This is a genomic window from Mycetohabitans endofungorum (assembly GCF_002927045.1).
Taxonomy (GTDB): domain Bacteria; phylum Pseudomonadota; class Gammaproteobacteria; order Burkholderiales; family Burkholderiaceae; genus Mycetohabitans; species Mycetohabitans endofungorum.
Window position 1 is genome coordinate 187,606 of the sequence record NZ_PRDW01000002.1, and the last position, 18,233, is coordinate 205,838.

15 protein-coding genes and 1 pseudogene are annotated in these 18,233 nt (G+C 63.8%); 9 read left to right on the plus strand and 7 right to left on the minus strand.

The window, feature by feature from the left end; genetic code table 11:
- Positions 1 to 48: 48 nt before the first annotated feature.
- A pseudogene (locus B0O95_RS02575) lies at positions 49 to 483 on the plus strand (DUF72 domain-containing protein); the annotation flags it as partial.
- A gap of 96 nt (positions 484 to 579) precedes the next feature.
- Here B0O95_RS02575 and B0O95_RS02580 read toward each other — a convergent pair.
- Together B0O95_RS02580 and B0O95_RS02585 are read right to left on the minus strand one after the other, a co-directional pair.
- Positions 580 to 1,446, minus strand: coding sequence for an SDR family oxidoreductase (locus tag B0O95_RS02580; protein ID WP_104076488.1), 867 nt, complete (start codon positions 1,444 to 1,446; stop codon positions 580 to 582).
- Positions 1,447 to 1,619: 173 nt separating this feature from the next.
- Complete coding sequence (locus B0O95_RS02585; protein WP_104076612.1) at positions 1,620 to 1,958, minus strand: MgtC/SapB family protein; 339 nt, start codon at positions 1,956 to 1,958, stop codon at positions 1,620 to 1,622.
- A 213-nt stretch (positions 1,959 to 2,171) separates the two neighbouring features.
- On the opposite strand from B0O95_RS02585, the gene B0O95_RS16020 reads away from it, so the two are divergent.
- From B0O95_RS16020 to B0O95_RS02600, 4 genes are all read left to right on the plus strand, one after another.
- Positions 2,172 to 2,342: a hypothetical protein gene (locus B0O95_RS16020; protein WP_199180413.1), complete on the plus strand. Its 171-nt coding sequence runs from the start codon at positions 2,172 to 2,174 to the stop codon at positions 2,340 to 2,342.
- Positions 2,343 to 2,549: 207 nt separating this feature from the next.
- Positions 2,550 to 2,699 (plus strand): hypothetical protein, encoded by a 150-nt coding sequence (locus tag B0O95_RS15765; protein WP_158249440.1) that lies wholly within the window; start codon positions 2,550 to 2,552, stop codon positions 2,697 to 2,699.
- A 97-nt stretch (positions 2,700 to 2,796) separates the two neighbouring features.
- Positions 2,797 to 3,726, plus strand: coding sequence for an extracellular solute-binding protein (locus B0O95_RS02595; RefSeq protein ID WP_104076613.1), 930 nt, complete (start codon positions 2,797 to 2,799; stop codon positions 3,724 to 3,726).
- Positions 3,723 to 5,621, plus strand: a complete 1,899-nt coding sequence (locus B0O95_RS02600; protein WP_104076490.1) for an ATP-binding cassette domain-containing protein — start codon at positions 3,723 to 3,725, stop codon at positions 5,619 to 5,621. Before B0O95_RS02595 ends, B0O95_RS02600 begins: the two co-directional genes overlap by 4 nt.
- On the opposite strand, the gene B0O95_RS02605 is transcribed toward B0O95_RS02600, so the two are convergent.
- Positions 5,596 to 6,354 carry a Mut7-C RNAse domain-containing protein gene (locus tag B0O95_RS02605; RefSeq protein WP_104076491.1) on the minus strand — a complete coding sequence of 253 codons (759 nt, stop codon included), beginning with the start codon at positions 6,352 to 6,354 and terminating at the stop codon, positions 5,596 to 5,598. The genes B0O95_RS02600 and B0O95_RS02605 overlap by 26 nt on opposite strands.
- 472 nt (positions 6,355 to 6,826) lie before the next feature.
- Positions 6,827 to 7,693: an alpha/beta fold hydrolase gene (locus tag B0O95_RS02610; RefSeq protein WP_233203063.1), complete on the minus strand. Its 867-nt coding sequence runs from the start codon at positions 7,691 to 7,693 to the stop codon at positions 6,827 to 6,829.
- A gap of 270 nt (positions 7,694 to 7,963) precedes the next feature.
- On the opposite strand from B0O95_RS02610, the gene B0O95_RS02615 reads away from it, so the two are divergent.
- Positions 7,964 to 8,923, plus strand: coding sequence for an NAD(P)H-dependent flavin oxidoreductase (locus B0O95_RS02615; RefSeq protein ID WP_104076614.1), 960 nt, complete (start codon positions 7,964 to 7,966; stop codon positions 8,921 to 8,923).
- Here B0O95_RS02615 and B0O95_RS02620 read toward each other — a convergent pair.
- Both B0O95_RS02620 and B0O95_RS02630 read right to left on the minus strand, forming a co-directional pair.
- The gene (locus B0O95_RS02620; protein WP_104076615.1) at positions 8,880 to 9,917 is read right to left on the minus strand and encodes a LysR family transcriptional regulator; all 1,038 of its coding nucleotides are present in this window, start codon (positions 9,915 to 9,917) and stop codon (positions 8,880 to 8,882) included. The genes B0O95_RS02615 and B0O95_RS02620 overlap by 44 nt on opposite strands.
- Before the next feature lie 335 nt (positions 9,918 to 10,252).
- A complete protein-coding gene (locus B0O95_RS02630; protein ID WP_146063971.1) occupies positions 10,253 to 10,939 on the minus strand; it encodes a hypothetical protein in 687 nt (228 codons plus the stop codon).
- Between the two features lie 265 nt (positions 10,940 to 11,204).
- Here B0O95_RS02630 and B0O95_RS02635 point away from each other — a divergent pair, with 265 nt between their 5' ends.
- Complete coding sequence (locus B0O95_RS02635) at positions 11,205 to 12,221, plus strand: bile acid:sodium symporter family protein (RefSeq protein WP_104076616.1); 1,017 nt, start codon at positions 11,205 to 11,207, stop codon at positions 12,219 to 12,221.
- Positions 12,222 to 12,281: 60 nt separating this feature from the next.
- On the opposite strand, the gene B0O95_RS02640 is transcribed toward B0O95_RS02635, so the two are convergent.
- Positions 12,282 to 14,036, minus strand: a complete 1,755-nt coding sequence (locus B0O95_RS02640) for a peptidoglycan D,D-transpeptidase FtsI family protein (RefSeq protein ID WP_104076494.1) — start codon at positions 14,034 to 14,036, stop codon at positions 12,282 to 12,284.
- A gap of 206 nt (positions 14,037 to 14,242) precedes the next feature.
- Here B0O95_RS02640 and B0O95_RS15315 point away from each other — a divergent pair, with 206 nt between their 5' ends.
- Both B0O95_RS15315 and B0O95_RS02645 read left to right on the plus strand, forming a co-directional pair.
- A complete protein-coding gene (locus B0O95_RS15315; RefSeq protein ID WP_146063972.1) occupies positions 14,243 to 14,503 on the plus strand; it encodes a hypothetical protein in 261 nt (86 codons plus the stop codon).
- 96 nt (positions 14,504 to 14,599) lie between these two features.
- Positions 14,600 to 18,232, plus strand: coding sequence for an indolepyruvate ferredoxin oxidoreductase family protein (locus tag B0O95_RS02645; protein ID WP_104076495.1), 3,633 nt, complete (start codon positions 14,600 to 14,602; stop codon positions 18,230 to 18,232).
- Position 18,233 lies beyond the last annotated feature (1 nt).

Below are 18,233 nucleotides of genomic sequence, written 5' to 3' on the forward strand. Positions count from 1 at the left end.
CTGCTTGCCGTGTGCGTCGCAGTGCCGAGCCGCGTGGCGGTGGCCAGGCTGCCCCGGGACATGCTGGCGGCTCGGGAACTCGCCAGCGGGCATGATCATCGTATTGCGCAGTCCTATTTGACGATCCATCGTAACCGCAAGCTTAGACATGCGATCGAGGTGCGTCATGAGAGCTTTGTCAATCCGCAGTTCATTCGCCTGCTGCGCCGCTATCATGCCGCCCTGGTCGTGTCGGATTCCACCGAGCATTGGCCTTGCATCGAGGATGTCACGGCCGATTTCGTTTATCTGCGCCTGCACGGCACCGAGAGCAAGTACGCAGGCGCGTACAGCGACCCGGCGCTGCAACGCTGGGCGCGCCGCCGTGTATTCTGCTATTTTGACAGTGATACGAAGACACAAGCGCCGTTTGATGCCCAGCGTTTGATCGAGATTGTGGCGCGGGCGGGTTCTTCCACGGCGGCGGACGAGGCAACCCGATGAGCGGCGGCCTCAGCCGAATTTGCGTCCGCTCGGCCGTCCGTTAGTCGCCAATAGCCTTGCGCCGGCACGGGTGAGGCCGGCCGGCATGACTTGCGCCTACAGCATTGGTGCGCCGCCCGTTACCGCGATCGTCGCACCTGAAACATAGCTCGATTCGTCGGATGCAAGCATCACATACGCGGGGGCCACTTCGGCCGGCTGTCCGGGCCGTTTCATCGGCACCTGCGCGCCGAATTGCTTGACCTTCTCCGCCGGCATCGTTGCGGGAATCAATGGGGTCCAGATGGGCCCAGGCGCCACACAGTTCGCTCGAATGCCTTTTTGCGCAAGCAATTGCGCCAATCCCGCCGTGAAATTCTGGATTGCCCCCTTGGTGGCGGCATACGCCAGCAAAGTCGGATTCGGATGATCGGCATTGATCGATGTGGTGTTGATGATGGAGCCGCCCGCCTTCATATGATGCAGCGCGGACCGGGTGATCCTGAACATCGCGCCAATGTTTGTATCGAACGTGTTGTCCCATTCATCGTCTGAAATCTCGTCCAGCGACTCGTGCGTCATTTGAAACGCCGCATTGTTGACCACGACATCGATTTTGCCGAATGCGTCAACGGCTTGCTGGACAATCCGCGCGCAGTGTTCGCGCTGCGCCACATCGCCCCGCACGAGCACGGCGCGTCGCCCCGCCTGCTCGACCCAGCGCGCTGTCTCGCGCGCATCATCGTCCTCGTCGAGATAGGCGATCAACACGTCAGCGCCTTCCCTAGCGAATGCGATGGCTACCGCGCGTCCGATTCCGCTATCGCCCCCGGTAATGATCGACGCTTTGCCGGCAAGACGGCCCGAACCTTGGTACGAGCGCTCGCCATGGTCGGGTTGCGGTTGCATGTCGCCAGTGTGGCCCGGCACCGTGGCTTGCTGCTGGTGTGGCAATGGGGGTTCTGGACGTCGGTTTTCAGTCATGACACGCTCCTGTTGGTTGATTGTCGCGCGACACCGGCGCGCGCATGCTGGTGAAGCAACCAACAGGCCCGCCGCGCGCACGTTCCGCCCAGTGTGTGATGGGTCCGTACGACGTACGCCATACCGGTCATAGCGTGCCGTGGCAGGCGAACTCCCCAGCGGAAGTGGACCACTCAGCGACGCCGCTGCTTCGCTGCACGGCGAACATCAATTCGCATTCCATCCGATCGTCTCAGTCGATCGGCTACCCCGATGAACTCCATGCCGAATAGCACACCCAACGACAGGCGCATCATATCCGGCGTGACGAACGATCCCGCGGTCTTGCCGGCCGGCGTTAGCAGCGCGTTCATTTGCAGCATCAACAGGCAGGCGGCCAAGCACGCCAGCTGCGTCGTGCAAAGTCCAGCCGGCTTGCCTGACTCGCCGCGATTCAACCCCAGTGCCACGCCGGCAAGCAACGCGACTGCCAACCGTAACGCGACGTCGTGCCAACTGCGCGATAGCGGCATCAATTTCAGGTGCGACGAGCGCAAGGCGCCGCGTGAACGTCTCGATGCAGAAATGAGGCAGTCAGCATGCCTACGATCGGGGCGAGCCGTGTACCTCGGTTGGGAATAGCCTTTGCTAATTTTTCAGTGGTGAAGTGGCGGTGCGAGCATTCCAACGCCGAGTGGCGAGGACGCGGCGCGCCGGCTAGCGTCGGGGTCGAACGGAGGAACACAATGGAACAATCTGACAAGCCGCTGTCGCCCGGTGATGAAGCTGCGCCAGACGCGCCGGGCGTGGGCGAGGCGATTTGCCAGGCATGCCACGGCACTGGAACGGTGGACGGCGCGCGCTGTACGGTGTGCAGCGGCACTGGCAAGGTGCTGCAGGGAGTGGGCGGCGGCTGAGCGCGCGGCCGCGAAAGAATGTATTGCGCGCGCACGCGGAAAACATGCCGTGGCAACGCAGCGAGCCGCTTAGCGACGCGAGCAGCGCATGCCAGCAGCGCAGTGCCGAGCGCAAGCGCCACGCTGGCGCAGCAACCGCGGTGCGCCCGTCGTCCAAAGAGCCGCGCTACGGCTTCGCGCGGCGCTGCCGAAGACGCCACGAGTACGGTGCAAACCGCGGACCGGCTGCCAAAGATTGGATGGCTCGCCGCCGTGGGTGCAGGTACCGTCTTGTTGGGCGCGCTAGCCGATACGCGCGAGGAAACGGTCGAGCATGCCGGGCGCGACATGATTTGCAAAAATTCGGTGTGGGTGTGAGATGACAATGTTGCCGCAGCATGGGGCGGCGGCATGCAAAAGTCAACGCGGCCAACAGCGTAATATATTGCCCAATACAACGAAGAAAGGGAACGCAATGTTGCATGAACGTTTCGCGGCGAACGTCCGTGCGCTGCGCCTATCGCTGTCGTGGCTCGTGCTCGATGCGCTCGTGCTGGCGGCAATGGCTGTTGTGGCGCCCAGTGTCGCGCTGGCCGGCGACGCTGGCACGGTCCGGGTGTTGTACGCTGGGTCGCTGGTGCATGTGATGGAGCACTCCATCGGGCCGGCATTCGAGAAGGCGTCAGGGCTGACGTTCTCCGGCTATGGCGCCGGCTCAAACAAATTGGCCAACGAGTTGAAGGGTAAGCTACGGCGCGGTGACGTGTTCATCAGCGCCACGCCGACGGTCAATGCGAGCCTGGGCGGCGCTGCGAACGGCAATCGGGTTAGCTGGTATGTGAATTTTGGCGAGTCGCCGCTGCTGCTCGGCTACAACGCAAACAGCCGCTTTGCGGCGGCGTTGAAGACTGAACGCTGGGACAAGGTGTTGCTGCAGCCGGGCATCCGGATTGGGCGCACGGATCCGAAGCTCGATCCGAAAGGGGCTTTCACGCTCGAGGCGGTGGCCCGTGCCGCGTTGCTATATCGTCAGCCGGACCTGATGCAGCGCATGCTCGGGGCACCGGGCAATCCAAATCAGGTGTTGCCGGAAGAAACGCTGATGGGCCGCCTGCAGTCAGGGCAGCTCGACGTGGGCTTTTTTTATTCGACCGAGACGGCGCAGCTGCACATCCCGACGGTGAAATTGCCGGCCGAACTCGCGGTCAAGGCTAGCTATACGATCGCGATCCTGAACGACGCGCCAAATCAGGAAGGCGCGATGCGCTTCGTGACGTTTCTGCTCGGAGCGAAGGCGCGCGCATTGCTGCGTGACGCCGGCATCGATGTGATCGTGCCGAGTGTTGGCGGCGAGCGCACACAGGTCCCCGCACGCGTGCAAGCAATGCTCGACGCGGCGCGATGACGCTGCAACGCGGCCGTGGCAGTGGCGCAGGGCGGCGGCGCGCCACGCCCCTGAGGTGGCTTGCGGCCTTGCTGGCGCTTTATCTGTGCGCGCCGTTCATTGCCGTGCTGCCACAGCTCACGCATGCCGACTGGCGCGCGATCGAGCCTGGGGCGCTTGTCAAGGCAACCACCGTGTCGGTTGGCAGCGCGACGCTGGCCACGCTGCTGATCGCGCTCACCGGGATCCCGCTCGGTTATCTGCTGTCGCGTTCACGCTCCAGATGGGCGAGTGTGCTCGGCTTTGTCGTGCAATTGCCCCTGGCGTTGCCGCCGCTGTCCAGCGGCGTGCTCCTGCTGTTCCTGCTCGGTCCGTACAGCCTGCTCGGTACGTTGACTGGCGGCGGGTTAACTGATTCGTTCGTGGGCGTCGTGCTCGCGCAGACTTTCGTGGCCGCGCCGTTTCTGATTGTGGCTGCCCGTTCGGCATTCGATTCCGTCGATCCGGTCCTGGACGACGTCGCGGCTACGCTGGGGCATGACGCGCGCACGCGCTTGCTGCGCGTCTGGCTGCCGATCGCCTGGCCGTCTATCCGCGCCGGCATGGTGCTCGCGTGGCTGCGCGCATTCGGCGAGTTCGGCGCCACGATGATGGTGGCCTACCATCCGTACTCGCTGCCGGTGTATACGTATGTGGTGTTCGGCTCGGTGGGTCTGCCCGCGATGCTGCCGCTGCTCGCGCCGACGTTGGGCATCGCGCTGGCACTGTCGCTGGCGGTCACCGTCCGTCTGCGGCCATCGCGTCCGGTCGCCATTGCCGCCCCGGGCGACGAGCTTGACCCATTGCGCTCACTCGCCCGGGAAGTCGTGCCAGTGCCACGTCATTCCTCAGGCGGCACGCTTGCGTTTCACTTCACGTGCACGCTCGGCGATTTCATGCTCGATGTTCAATGGAGCGCGCGCAGCCGGCGGTTGGCGATCATTGGCGCGTCTGGGTCCGGCAAGTCCCTCACGCTGCGCATGATCGCCGGTCTGCAGCACGGCGCGACGCAATCGGTAATCGTCGATGGTGAAGTGCTGACGGCTAGCGCGCCGCAGTCGCGGCACATGGCCTACGTGCCGCAGGACTACGGTCTTTTTCCGCATATGAGCGTTGCGCGACAGCTTATGTTCGCCGCCGACGCCGACCCGGACGCCGCGCGCTACTGGAGCCTGCATTTGGGGATCGCACCACTGGCGCAGCGTCTGCCAGCCCAGCTTTCGCTCGGCCAGCGGCAGCGCGTGGCACTGGCGCGCGCATTGGCGCGCAAGGCGCGCGTGATCTTGTTGGACGAGCCGTTCTCCGCGCTGGACACCCCGCGCCGGCGTACGTTGCGCGAGACGTTGCGCACGTTGCAGCGGGAGATCGATGCGATCACGGTGCTCGTCACGCACGATCCGGAGGATGCGGCTTTGCTGGCCGATGAGATTCTCGTGCTGGACCGTGGACGCGTGTTGCAGCAAGGGCCGGCGCGCGCGCTATTCGAGCGACCGGCCAGCCTGAAGGTGGCGCAGTTGCTAGGTATCGACAACGTCGGCGAGGGCACACTGGTAGCCGGCGGCAAGGTGGATATCGGCGGCGTGTTGCTCGATGTGCGCGACGACGGTCTGGCGGCTGGTACGCGGTTGATGTGGCGCGTTGATGCGTGCGGCGTCTCGATGACAGAGCAGGGTCGGCACACCGCAGTGGTGGAACGGGTGTATGAATCGCACGGCGAGACGCGCGTGGCGGTGCGATTGGGCACCGCGCTGCTTCATTGCCGTGCGCCATCGGACGCCGACGCGCGCGCAGCGTTCGGGCTGCACGATCGCGAAGGCCACTGTTGCCGTGTCGATATCGCGGCAGGCACGACTACGGTGTGGCCCGTGATGCCGTAGCGGCTCGTTCGCCCAGCACTTCGTCCATCAGCTCGCTCATCCGCTTCCAATGCGAGCCTTCCCAGTAGATCCTGCCGCATACGTCGCAGGTCGCAAACCGGTCGCATCGCTCACGCACGCTGGGCGGAACCCGTGCGAGCACGTCAGCTTTATCGACTCGGCGCAAGGGCGCATTGCAGTGTAGGCATAGGCGCAATGGCCGCGTCCGTGCGTGCAGCGACAGCCGCGCGGCGACTTCACGCAGCTGTTCGAGCGGATCGAGTGCGTGCACATAGCACCCATGCTCGATGCTGCGCCGCTTGAGTAATTCGCGGTCGCGCGTGAGCACAATGCGTCGTTCTTGCGCAGCGATTTGCTCGACGTTGCGATCGTCGATGCGATTGTCGTACAGCGTGTCAAAGCCCGCCATGCGCAGCAGGCGCGCGAGCCGGCCTAGGTGGGCGTCGGCGAGGAATCGCAACGGGTCGGGTAGCGCACCGCGCAGCGGCACCGGGGCGCGCTCGCTGGGCGGATACACGACCACGCTGTCCCCATCGGCGAGCGGTCGCTCGAAGCCGGCCGCCTCGCCATTGATGACAATCCGTCCCACTTCGGTATGCGGCACGCCCAGCGCCTCGATCGTATGCTTGACCGACGCATTGTGCGCGTACGATGCGGCGAATGTCCGCTGACGCAGTCCTGCCGGCAGGAACGCGTTCAGTTCAGCGTGGAAACGGAAGGTTGCCGTGGTCATCACAGTCGCTCCGGCGGCGGCTCGCGGCGCGACGCGCTACAGCGCGCGCTGGATCCCGGTCACGCCGAATAGTCCCAGCGCCAGCCCCGCGATCCGGTCGATCAGCCGACGCAGCCGTGCACCCAGCCCATGGCGTGCACCAGCTTAGATACAGCAGGAACAGGCCGGCCGCAACATGCAGTGGCTTGACTGTAACATCCGGTATGCCAAAAAGAAAAAAGCCGTTCACGAGCGGCGAACGGCGGAATATCGTACGACGTGATCAGCGTCGCAAGGATGTTATCCAATGTATCAACCTCGCAGAATTGGTATTTTCCCTACAGATCATGTCGGCATGAATGTCAGATAACTGCGTTATTTGAGTGCCACGGATACGCGAATTTCGTTTTTCGGGATACCAATTCGTGAATTGAATGTCGTGAGGTGCAATAATTCATTTAGATGGAAAAAATCAGTCGCTCTATTATCGATCTCACGCCGGTTGTCGGTAATCGAAAAAAGCAACGATTTCCTCCAATAGCGCTTGCGGCGCCTCCTCCGGAATATAGTGGCCGCACGGCAGCGTTCGGCCGCTGACGTCGCGGGCGACGCGGCGCCATTGCGCCAGAGGATCGAAGCACTGCGCGAGCACGCCAAGCTCGCCCCACAGCACGCGCAACGGGCAGGCAAGCTTGTTGCCTCGCTCGAGGTCAACGCGCTCGTGCAGCAGGTCGATGCTGGCCGACGCACGATGGTCTTCGCACATCGCGTGCACGGCGCCGGGTTGCGCCAGCGCTTGACGATAGGCGTGCAGCACGTGCGGCGCGAATGCCTCCCGACCGGCATGCCGCGATTCCATGACCCGCTCGATATAGACGTGCGGTGCCGCGCCGATCAGCGTTTCGGGCAGCGGTTCCGGCTGGATCAGGAAAAACCAGTGAAAGTACTGCGTCGCGAACTGGCGGTTGGTTTGCTCGTACATCGCCAGCGTCGGCGCGATGTCCAGCAGCATTAGCCGCTCCACCGCGCCAGGGTGGTCTAGCGCCATTCGATGTGCGACGCGCGCGCCCCGATCATGGGCGCAGATGAAGAAGCGTTCATGGCCAAGCTCGTGCATCAAATTCACGAGGTCGGCCGCCATTGTCCGCTTGGCATAAAGCACGTGTTGCGGATCGTCGGCAGCCGGCTTTGACGACGCACCGTATCCGCGCAGATCGGCGGCAATCACGGTGAACCGCTCCGCCAGTTGTGGCGCGACGCGATGCCAGATCATGTGCGTCTGAGGATGACCATGCAGCAACAGCAGCGGCGGCCCGTCGCCTCCCAGGGCGGCGAAAATCTCGATGTCGGAGCGCCCCATCGCCGTGTCGACAACGTGCACACTTACGTGGCGAAATCCAGCGATCGATTCGGTCGCACGCGTCATGGTCCCCTCGGGGCGGTTAGTGAGGGGCGTATTGTAGAAGCACGCTATTTCCTTTGTCCGTCTGAATCACGCAATTTTTATCGAAGCCGAACACTTCTTCAGTTAAGCAGAAAAGAGCGGACGTGCATTAAAGGAAATTTCTGTTAATCGCTACGTATAATGGAGCGGTCGTTCGATAGCCCCGGCTCCAAGGAGACGTCCAGCATGGCCTTGCCCCCGTTACTGCAGCGTTTGTCGCTGCCGGTTGTATCGTCGCCGATGTTCATCGTTAGCTATCCGGAATTGGTGCTCGCGCAGTGCAAGGCGGGCATCGTCGGCTCCTTTCCCGCGCTCAATGCGCGGCCGCCGGAATTGCTCGACGAATGGCTCACGCAAATCCAGCAGGCGCTGGCGCAGCACCGTGCCGAGCATCCGGACGTGGTGATCGGCCCGATCGCGGTCAATCAAATCGTGCATCAGTCTAATGCCCGTCTGGAGCGCGATGTGCGCGTGTGCATCGACCATCGGGTGCCGATCTTCATCACCAGTCTGCGCGCGCCGGTCAAGGAGATGATCGACGCGGTCCATTCATACGGCGGCATTGTGCTGCACGACGTGGTCAATCTGCGTCATGCGCAAAAAGCGCTGGAGGCGGGCGTTGACGGCTTGGTCCTGGTCGCGGCTGGCGCCGGCGGGCACGCGGGTACGCTGTCGCCGTTCGCGCTGGTCGGTGAAGTGCGCAAGCTGTTCGATGGGCCGCTGGTGCTGTCCGGGGCGATCGCCAATGGCGCGTCCATTCTCGCCGCCCAGGCAATGGGCGCGGATCTGGCGTACATTGGCACGCGTTTCATTGCCACGCGCGAAGCGCATGCAGCGCACGCGTACAAGCAGGCCATCGTACAGGCCAGTGCGGCGGATATCATCTACACGAATTTGTTCACCGGCGTGCATGGCAACTACATGCGGCAGAGCATCGTGGCGGCCGGCCTAGATCCAGACAACTTGCCGGTATCCGATAAAAGTCAGATGAACTTTGGCGATGGCAGCAGCAAGGCCAAGGCATGGAAGGACATCTGGGGCGCCGGCCAAGGGGTTGGCCTGATGGACGATGTTCCAAGCGTGGCCGAACTTGTCGCACGGCTCAAGGACGAGTACCAAGCCGCCCGCGCGAGGCTTGCGTTGTAGCGTGGCTCGTCGTGTTCCCGCCGGCTTGCTGGCAGGTGGCGGCACCGCGTGCGGCCAGCATCGTCACGTGTTCGCGGGTCGGCCAGTACGCGTCGCCAGCAAAGCGCTCGGCGATGAAGTCGACGAACGAGCGAACCTTTGCCGACAAGTGGCGCCGGCTGGGATAGACCGCGAAGATCGGCAACTCGCGCGGTCCTACGTGCTCGAGCAGCAGCGGCACCAGCGTGCCGTTTTCCAGGTCATCGTGTACGCAATCGGTGCCCAGATAGGCGATGCCGGCGCCGGCTAGGGCTGCGGCGCGTAGTGCCTCGATGTCGTCGGCCACGATATTGCCGCGGGTGGCCACGCCGCCGCCGCCGTTTTCAGCGTTGCCCAGCGGCCACTCGCGCGTGTGCGCGTCATTGGCGGCCAGACGCAGGCAGTTGTGTGCGCGCAGATCCTCCGGCACTTGTGGCACGCCGTGCCGGCGCAGGTACTCAGGCGACGCGCAGATGACAAAATACGCGCGGGCGATCTGGCGTGCGATTAATGAGGAAGTCCGCAACTTGGACGAGCGCGAGCCGCGGATGGCCAGGTCGTAACCTTCCTCCACCAGGTCGACGACGCGGTCGCTCATCGTGATGTCCACCTGCACGCCGGGGTGCTGGCGCGTGTACTCGGCAATGACTGGCATCAGGTACCGATTGCCGAACGTCGATAGCGCGTTGATCCGCAGCGTGCCCTTCGGCACCACGCTCGCTTCACTGACGGCTTGCTCGGCCTCCTCCAGCTCGGTGAGCGCCTGCACGCATCGCTCGTAATAGCCTCGCCCGGCTTCGGTGAGGCTGATACGGCGTGTGGTGCGGTTCAGCAACCGTGCGCCCAGGTGTGTCTCGAGGTGCATCACGTGCTTGCTGGCCATCGCAGGTGACAGGTGCATGCGCTCAGCTGCTGCCGCGAAGCTGCCGGCTTCGACGACGTGGCGAAACACCTTCATGCTGACCAGCGTATCCATGATTTCGTGCGCTTGCGCCGTGGCCGGCGCTTTATTCGTTCGTGCCAGGAAATAATGTGCGCTTTTAGGGCGGCAGGCAAGTGTGCGTTGCGTGCCGCGTTGACTCGCGATTAGAACCGCATGCATATACTCACGCCGAACGTGCCGACGGTCGACTGGCCAGTGAACTTGTTGTATATGTACGTCGCATACACGTCGGTGCGCTTGGACAGCGGATAGTCACCGCCGAGTGTCCCCCGCGCCTGACACCCGCACGGCGCTCGTGGGCGATGGCAATCTTGCTGAATGCGGTGTCATGCCGACCAGTGTTGTATTTTACCGCTGCGGCAATAACGTCAGTGCGCGTAGGGCCAGGCGTCGTGAGGGGGCGGAACATACGGCGGTGCGCGGCGTGCCGGCGGCACATGGCGATGCTCCGTATTGTACCGGGTGATGTCCGCCCGAAGCGAGCCGGCGCGCACCGCGCTGCGATCCATATCGGGTCGGGATGCCACACGCATGTCGACCGAAAACGGCACGATCGGGCTCAGTGGGCGCAATTGTGGTGTCGGCGCACCGATCCGCACGGTCATTTCGCGCTGCGCGGCGCTGGGTGCGACGAATGGCTGGGCTGGCCTGCCGAGCTTGATCTTGCCGTCTTGCCCGCGCGCTGCCGTCATCCACTGCGCTATCGAACCGGACGTCTCGGCCTGCATGGACAGCGCACCGGCCAGCGCGCGTGGACCCCGCGGATCAACATGCGCGCTGCCGGCGTCGGCGGCGCCCATAGCCGGCAGGGTCCCGGAAGCGGTGTTGTGGAGACGGGCCGAGGTCCCGACGTTACCGCCCGCCGGACGCGTATCCTGCGGCGTGAAGCCGGGTAACCGCAGCGCCAAAATGAATGGCTGCATCTCCTCACGGCCCGGAGCGAGTGCCCCGGCAACTAGCCCGAGCGCGATCACCGTCCCGATTGCGACGGCGGACATGCTCAGCAACGAAAACGTACGGCCGCCACGCAGCAACATGAAAGTCGATGATTGCAACGATTATCGAGCTAATCTATTCACGTGGCCTATGCGTGTCGAGTCGAAAAATGTTAGGTGAGTTTCCGTGTTGTAACTGCATGTAACGGACGGGACAAGCGCCAAAATTTATGAGGGATTTACATAAAAATAACAGAAAAATGAATTTGTCTATTGGATAATCGAGCGCCGACAATAGGTGCTTTCTCCACGTGGGCGCGCCCGTGGCCCGAGAAGGTCGCAGGCGATGCCCGCCACGATGACGCCGCATGGCGCCGAGATGACCATGGCCCGATCCAAATTGCTACCTGACAACTTCACCCTCGCGTTGGTCACGACGGTGGCGATCGCGACTTTCTTGCCGTGTCGCGGCGGCGCGGCGCTGGCGTTCAACTGGCTCACGAATTGTGCCGTTGGTTTGCTGTTCTTCCTGCACGGCGCGAAGCTGTCGCGCGAGGCGGTCGTCGCTGGCGCGACCCATTGGCGGCTGCACCTGGTCGTGATGCTGTGCACGTTCGCCATATTTCCGCTGCTTGGGCTGGCGCTCAGACCGCTGATCGCGCCGCTGTTGACGCCGGAACTGTATGCCGGCATGTTGTTCTTGTGTGCATTGCCTTCGACAGTGCAGTCCTCGATCGCCTTCACGTCGATCGCCAAGGGCAACGTGCCGGCCGCGGTGTGCAGCGCGTCCGCTTCCAGCCTGCTCGGTATCTTTGCCACGCCGTTGATTGCCGGGATGATCCTGTCCAAGCAAGCCGCGGGCGGCGAGTCGTGGCACAACGTGTTCAATATTGTGCTGCAACTGCTGGTGCCGTTCGTTGCAGGCCAACTGCTGCGGCCATGGATTGGCCGCTGGATTGCCCGTCATGCCGTGGTGCTGAAGCTGGTCGACCAGGGCTCGATCCTGCTCGTTGTCTATACCGCGTTCAGCGAGGCGGTCAATCAGGGGTTGTGGCACCAGATTCCGCTATCGGCGCTGCTCGCACTGCTGTTCTCGTGCATGCTGTTGCTCGCGCTTGCGTTGCTGATCACCGGCTTTGCCGCCCGACAGCTTGGCTTTGATGAGGGGGACCGGATTACCATTATTTTCTGCGGTTCGAAAAAAAGCCTCGCAGCCGGTATTCCGATGGCCAAGGTAATTTTCGCCGGTCACGCGCTGGGCGCGATCGTGTTGCCGCTGATGCTATTCCATCAGATCCAACTGATGACCTGTGCGGTGCTAGCGCAACGTTGGGCCTCGCGAGCGCCCTGCCGGCGCGACCCAATCGTTTGTGCGTCGTTGAAACCGCGCGAAGAGCGTTAATCAAAAGGGCGCCGTCGCCTCGCGCCGTCACGAAAAGTGCGCATACTCGTCGAGGCGCGGCTAAGCGCTGGCGTCGTTTGACGTGCCCGACAGCAGCGGCGTGACGTCCGGCGGCACGCCGAGCAATTGCAGCGACTCGCCGGTCACCGCGGCGAACACCGGTCCGGCGACCGAGCCGCCATAGAACGAACGGCCTGCCGGTTCATCGATCATCACCGCGACGATGACACGCGGATCGCTCATCGGCGCCATGCCGACGAACAGTGCGCGATACTTGTCCTTTGCATAGCTGGTGCCGGCGAGCTTGCGCACGGTGCCCGTTTTGCCGCCGGCGCGGTAGCTATCGATCATCGCGGCGCGCGCGGTGCCGCCGGGGCCGACCGCCATCTCCAGCATCGCGCGGATTGATGCCGCCGTGTCCGGTGTCGTCACGGCGCGATGGCCGCCGGCGGCCGTGTCCGGTTCGTCCCTGATCACCAGCTTGGCCGGCTTCATCACGCCGTCGCCGGCAAACGCGGTGTAGGCTTGGGCAACCTGCATCAGCGACATCGACAGTCCATACCCGTACGCATGCGTGGCTTGGTCGATCGGAACCCAGTGCTTGTACGGACGCAGCTTGCCCGGAGCGGCGCCGGGAAACGTGATGGTAGGCGGATGGCCAAAGCCGTATTCTTGGTATTTGGACCAAATCGTCTCGGCCGGCAGCGACAGCGCCAGTTTTGCCATGGCGACGTTACTGGACTTCTGGATCGCCTGCGCGACGGTGATCACGCCGTGGTTCGACGTGTCGTGGATGACGTTGCGCCCTATCCGATAGGTGCCGGGGGACGTATCGATCAGCGTATCGGGGCGCACCTTGCCCGCATCCAGTGCCAGCGCAACGATCATCGGCTTGATCGTCGAGCCCGGCTCGAACGTGTCGGTTAGGGCGCGGTTGCGGACCTGGCCCGACACCCGGGCCGCCCGATCGTTTGGATCGAAGGTCGGCCAGTTTGCCATCGCCAGGATCTCGCCGCCGCGCGCATCGAGCACCACGACGCTGCCCGCCTTGGCTTGATGTTGCTTGATCGCGGCTTCGAGCTGCGCATATGCCAGCTGTTGGATACGGCGGTCGATCGTCAGCCGGATCGTGTCGCCATGCCGGGCCGGCGTGACGGGGCGCGCATCGTACAGGAACCGCCCGAGCCGGTCGCGGACCACCTCGCGTTGGCCAGCATTGCCTTTGAGCGCATCGTCCAACGCTAGCTCGACGCCTTCCAACCCGTTGTTCTCCAGGTCGGTGAAGCCCACGATCTGCGCGACCGATTCGCCTTCCGGATAGACACGCTTCTCGCTGGCCACGCGCGTGATGCCCGCGCCGCCGAGCGTCTCGATGCGGGTTGCGGTTTCCTCGTCGATCTGGCGCTTGAGCAGCACGAAGCCACGATGCGGTGCGAGCCGGCGCTCGAGTTCGGCCACCGGCATGTCCAGCAGCTTGGCTAGTGGTGCCACCGTGTGCGGCTTGACCAGCCCGGGTGTGGCCCAGATCTCGTAGGTCGCTACGCTGACGGCAAGCAATGCGCCATGCCGGTCGACGATGCGCCCGCGCGTCGCATCCAGCGGCAACGTGAGCTGATAGCGCTTTTGGCCTTGGGCAGTATAGAAATCCCGGTCGATGACTTGTACCCACAGCGCGCGCGTGGCCAACGCAGCGAAGCCAATGATCATCAACGCCAGGACCAGCCTGGAGCGCCAGCGTGGCATACGGACCGCGAGCAGGGGGCTTTTTAGCGGTGCATAAGGATCACGCAACAACCTTTTATTCCAAAGCGACATGGCGGGTACGGCGTTCCGAAGCGGCGGTTGACGTGTATTTTGCTTTCAATCTCCTTTCGCTGGCAAGCGTGCGTCGTCCAGAACTTGCGTGTCGTCCGATATCTCTAAGCGACGATCGGATACGTGAATACCTGGCCAAGAATCCGCACATGCCTGATGACTGCCCTTCACGAGCGCGAACGCTCTACGGTGCCCCGAGAGGGATCATGGCCGATACCACCTACACGAAGGGCATTGATACGGCGAGCATCGCTTGCGCGACCCGTGGACGGCGGCAAGTTCCTCGGCGTCGTAAAGCGTCGCGCGATGACGGCGCCCGCACGTCGGTGCCGGCGGCGCTATTGCCTTTTTTGCGCAGAGCAGGTGAATTTGCTCGTAACTTGGTGTTTCGTGGCAAATTCACCACACAAGCGCTGTGTGTGCTCCGATCTTCGCAAAAATCTTCCCGCGTCCCTGAGGAAAAATAGTGTATGGCCAAGCGCCTCGCGTCCCCCTCGGGCGGCGCATCTCCCGGTATCCGCCGCGAGGCCTCTCCGGTACCCCAAAATACACAGGAGACAAATATGGGCGTCGATCGCCTCCCGTTCGGATCGCAGGATCCGCTACTGTTCGGCTACCAGCTGTCAGACAAACTGCGCGCCACCCGTGGCCGCATCTTTCTCACCGGGACGCAGGCGCTGGTGCGGCTCGCGTTGATGCAAAGCGCGCTGGATAAGGCGCGGGGGCTCAATACGGCAGGGTTCATCAGCGGCTATCGCGGCTCGCCGCTGGGCATGGTGGACCAGCAATTGTGGAAGGCTAGGCCCTATCTCGATGCGAGTGGCATCCGCTTCTTGCCGGCCGTCAACGAGGAACTCGGTGGCACCGCGGTACTCGGCACGCAGCGCGTGGAGGCCGACCCGCAGCGCACCGTCGACGGTGTGTTCGCGATGTGGTATGGCAAGGGCCCGGGCGTGGATCGCGCCGGCGACGCGCTCAAGCACGGCAATGCATATGGCTCGTCGCCGCACGGCGGCGTGCTAGTGGTGGCCGGCGACGATCATGGCTGCGTGTCCTCGTCAATGCCGCACCAAAGCGACTTTACGATGATCGCGTGGCAGATGCCGATCGTCAATCCGGCGAATGTCGCCGACATGCTCGAGTTCGGCTTGTACGGCTGGGCACTGTCGCGATTTTCGGGAAACTGGGTCGGCTTCAAGGCGATTTCCGAGACGGTCGAATCGGGCTCGACCGTGGACCTGGACGCGTTGCGAACCGAATGGTCTGCGCCGGCCGACTATGTCAGCCCGCCGCACGGGCTACACAACCGCTGGCCCGATCTGCCGAGCCTGGTCATCGAGGCGCGCATGGCGGCCAAGCTCGACGCGGTCAGACATTTTGCGCGTGTCAACAGCATCGACAAGTGGGTGGCGCGCAGTAAGCATGCGAACGTGGGCATCGTCACGTGCGGCAAGGCACACCTGGACCTGATGGAAGCTTTGCGGCGGCTCGGGCTCACGGTGCAGGATCTGGACGCCGCTGGTGTTCGCATTTACAAAGTCGGCCTGTCGTTCCCGCTCGAGATGACCCGCATTGACGCCTTCGTCAACGGGCTGTCAGAAGTACTCGTGATCGAGGAAAAGGGACCGGTCGTCGAGCAGCAGATCAAGGATGACTTGTTCAACCGCCGCGCCGATGCGCGGCCCGTGGTAATCGGTAAGCACGATGCGCAGGGGCGGCCATTGCTGTCGGCGCTCGGCGAGCTGCGTCCGTCGCGTGTGCTGCCGGTATTCGCCGATTGGTTGGCACGCCACAAGCCGGCGTTGGACCGCCGCGAGCGGGTGGTCGAACTGGTCGCGCCGCAGATCTTGTCGAACGCGGCCGATGCGGTGCGCCGGGTGCCGTATTTTTGTTCCGGCTGTCCACATAATACGTCGACCCGCGTGCCGCAGGGGTCGATCGCGCAGGCGGGCATTGGCTGCCACTTCATGGCCTCGTGGATGGAGCGGGATACGACCGGGCTGATCCAGATGGGCGGCGAGGGGGTGGATTGGACCGCGCACTCGATGTTCACGAAGACGCCGCACGTATTCCAGAATCTGGGCGATGGCACGTATTTCCATTCCGGCTTGCTGGCGATTCGCCAGGCGGTGGCGGCGCGTACGAATATCACGTACAAAATCCTGTACAACGATGCCGTCGCGATGACCGGCGGGCAACCCGTGGACGGCAGTATCTCCGTGCCGCAGATCGCGCGGCAGGTCGAGGCCGAGGGCATTGCAGCGCTCGTCGTGGTCAGCGATGAACCGCAGAAATACCAGGGGCACGAGGGGCTGTTTCCGCGCGGCACCACGTTTCACTCCCGCGCGCAACTCGATGAGGTGCAGCGTTGCCTGCGCGACACGCCCGGTGTCACCGTGTTGATCTACGACCAGACCTGTGCCGCCGAGAAGCGGCGTCGTCGTAAGAAGGGCGAGTTCCCTGATCCGGATCAGCGCCTGTTCATCAACGAGGCGGTGTGCGAGGGATGTGGCGATTGCGGCGTGCAGTCCAATTGCCTGTCCGTCGAGCCGCTGGAGACACCGTTGGGACGCAAGCGCCGCATCGAGCAATCATCGTGCAACAAGGACTACTCGTGTGTAAACGGCTTCTGCCCGAGCTTTGTGACCGTGCGTGGCGCGAAGCTGAAGCAGCCGGCCGGCACCGCATTTGACGTCGACGCACTATCCGCGGTGGTGGCGCGGCTGCCACGGCCGGCAATGCCATTGGGCAATGCACCGTACGACATTCTGGTGGCCGGCGTGGGCGGCACGGGCGTGGTCACCGTGGGTGCGCTGATCTCGATGGCTGCGCACCTGGAGCGCAAGAGTGCATCGGTGCTCGATTTCATGGGATTCGCGCAAAAAGGTGGCGCGGTGCTGTCGTTCGTGCGGTTTGCCGCGACCGACGCGCTGCTGAACCAGGTGCGTATTGATACACAGCAGGCCGACTTGCTGCTGGCCTGCGACATGGTCGTTGGCGCGGGCGCCGACGCACTGCAAACGGTCCGGCATGGCCGTACCCGCATCATCGTCAACACCCATCCCATCCCAACCGCTTCGTTTGTCGGCAATCCCGACGCAGACCTTCATGCGCCAGCGTTGCTCGATAAGATGCGCTACGCAGCAGGTGACGAGCGATTCGAGACCTGCGATGCGCAGGCGCTCGCGCAACGGTTTCTCGGCGACAGGATTGGCTCCAACGTCCTGATGCTCGGCTATGCGTGGCAGCGTGGCCTCGTGCCGGTGTCACTCGATGCGCTGCTGCGCGCGATCGAGTTGAACAACGTCGCGGTCAACGCGAACAAGTTGGCATTCTCGCTCGGTCGGGTCGCCGCCGCAGATGCGGCAGCGCTCGACGGACTGCTTCATACGCCGCGTGCCGAGGCCCCGACGCTGCCGTTCTCGGTGACGCCCGATTTGGCCACCGACGTGGACGCTGTGATCGCCGATCGCCAGGCCCGGCTGCTCGCCTATGGCGGGGCGCGGTACGTCGCGCGCTTTTGCGCGTTGCTCGACAAGGTGCGTGATGCGGAGCGGCGCCTGGTGCCCGGCGGCGCGGCAGCTGGGCACCGCAGTGAACCGTTGACGCGTGCGGTGGCGACGACCTTCTTCAAGCTGTTGGCCGTCAAAGACGAATACGAGGTCGCGCGCCTCTATAGCGACGGCACATTCCGGCAGGCGCTGCAGGCGCAATTCGACGGTGTGGCGGGACGCGATTTCCGTATCGAGTTCAACATGGCGCCCCCGGCACTCACGCACGCGGCTCTCGGGCAGCGGCCGAAGAAGGTGCGCCTTGGCCAATGGATGTGGCCTGTACTCGGTGTACTGGCCCGGCTCAAGGGATTGCGTGGCACGCCGCTGGATCCGTTCGGCAGGACGCTGGAAAGGCGCATGGAGCGGCAACTCGCGTTGGACTATGAGTCCAGCATCGATGCGCTGCTCGGCGCGCTTTCACCCGATACGTTGTCCGACGCGGTACGGCTGGCCGAAGTCATGCAGCAAGTGCGTGGCTATGGACCGATCAAGCTCGCCAGCGTGGTGGCAGCCAAGGCCCGCGAGCGCGCGCTCGCGCGGCGGCTTGGCATCGAGCCGGCGACCGGCGACGCGGTGCGGGCCGCGCTCGAGCAGGCACCCGCGACCGGCGCGTTGCGCGGCATACCGGTGGTGGCGCGCTGAT

Coding starts and splice junctions, on each gene's coding strand:
- B0O95_RS02580 (WP_104076488.1), bottom strand. CDS start 1,446: ATGACTGAAAACCGACGTCCAGAACCCCCATTGCCACACCAGCAGCAA.
- B0O95_RS02585 (WP_104076612.1), bottom strand. CDS start 1,958: ATGCCGCTATCGCGCAGTTGGCACGACGTCGCGTTACGGTTGGCAGTC.
- B0O95_RS16020 (WP_199180413.1), top strand. CDS start 2,172: ATGGAACAATCTGACAAGCCGCTGTCGCCCGGTGATGAAGCTGCGCCA.
- B0O95_RS02595 (WP_104076613.1), top strand. CDS start 2,797: ATGTTGCATGAACGTTTCGCGGCGAACGTCCGTGCGCTGCGCCTATCG.
- B0O95_RS02600 (WP_104076490.1), top strand. CDS start 3,723: ATGACGCTGCAACGCGGCCGTGGCAGTGGCGCAGGGCGGCGGCGCGCC.
- B0O95_RS02605 (WP_104076491.1), bottom strand. CDS start 6,354: ATGACCACGGCAACCTTCCGTTTCCACGCTGAACTGAACGCGTTCCTG.
- B0O95_RS02610 (WP_233203063.1), bottom strand. CDS start 7,693: ATGGGGCGCTCCGACATCGAGATTTTCGCCGCCCTGGGAGGCGACGGG.
- B0O95_RS02615 (WP_104076614.1), top strand. CDS start 7,964: ATGGCCTTGCCCCCGTTACTGCAGCGTTTGTCGCTGCCGGTTGTATCG.
- B0O95_RS02620 (WP_104076615.1), bottom strand. CDS start 9,917: ATGGATACGCTGGTCAGCATGAAGGTGTTTCGCCACGTCGTCGAAGCC.
- B0O95_RS02635 (WP_104076616.1), top strand. CDS start 11,205: ATGGCCCGATCCAAATTGCTACCTGACAACTTCACCCTCGCGTTGGTC.
- B0O95_RS02640 (WP_104076494.1), bottom strand. CDS start 14,036: ATGTCGCTTTGGAATAAAAGGTTGTTGCGTGATCCTTATGCACCGCTA.
- B0O95_RS15315 (WP_146063972.1), top strand. CDS start 14,243: ATGGCCGATACCACCTACACGAAGGGCATTGATACGGCGAGCATCGCT.
- B0O95_RS02645 (WP_104076495.1), top strand. CDS start 14,600: ATGGGCGTCGATCGCCTCCCGTTCGGATCGCAGGATCCGCTACTGTTC.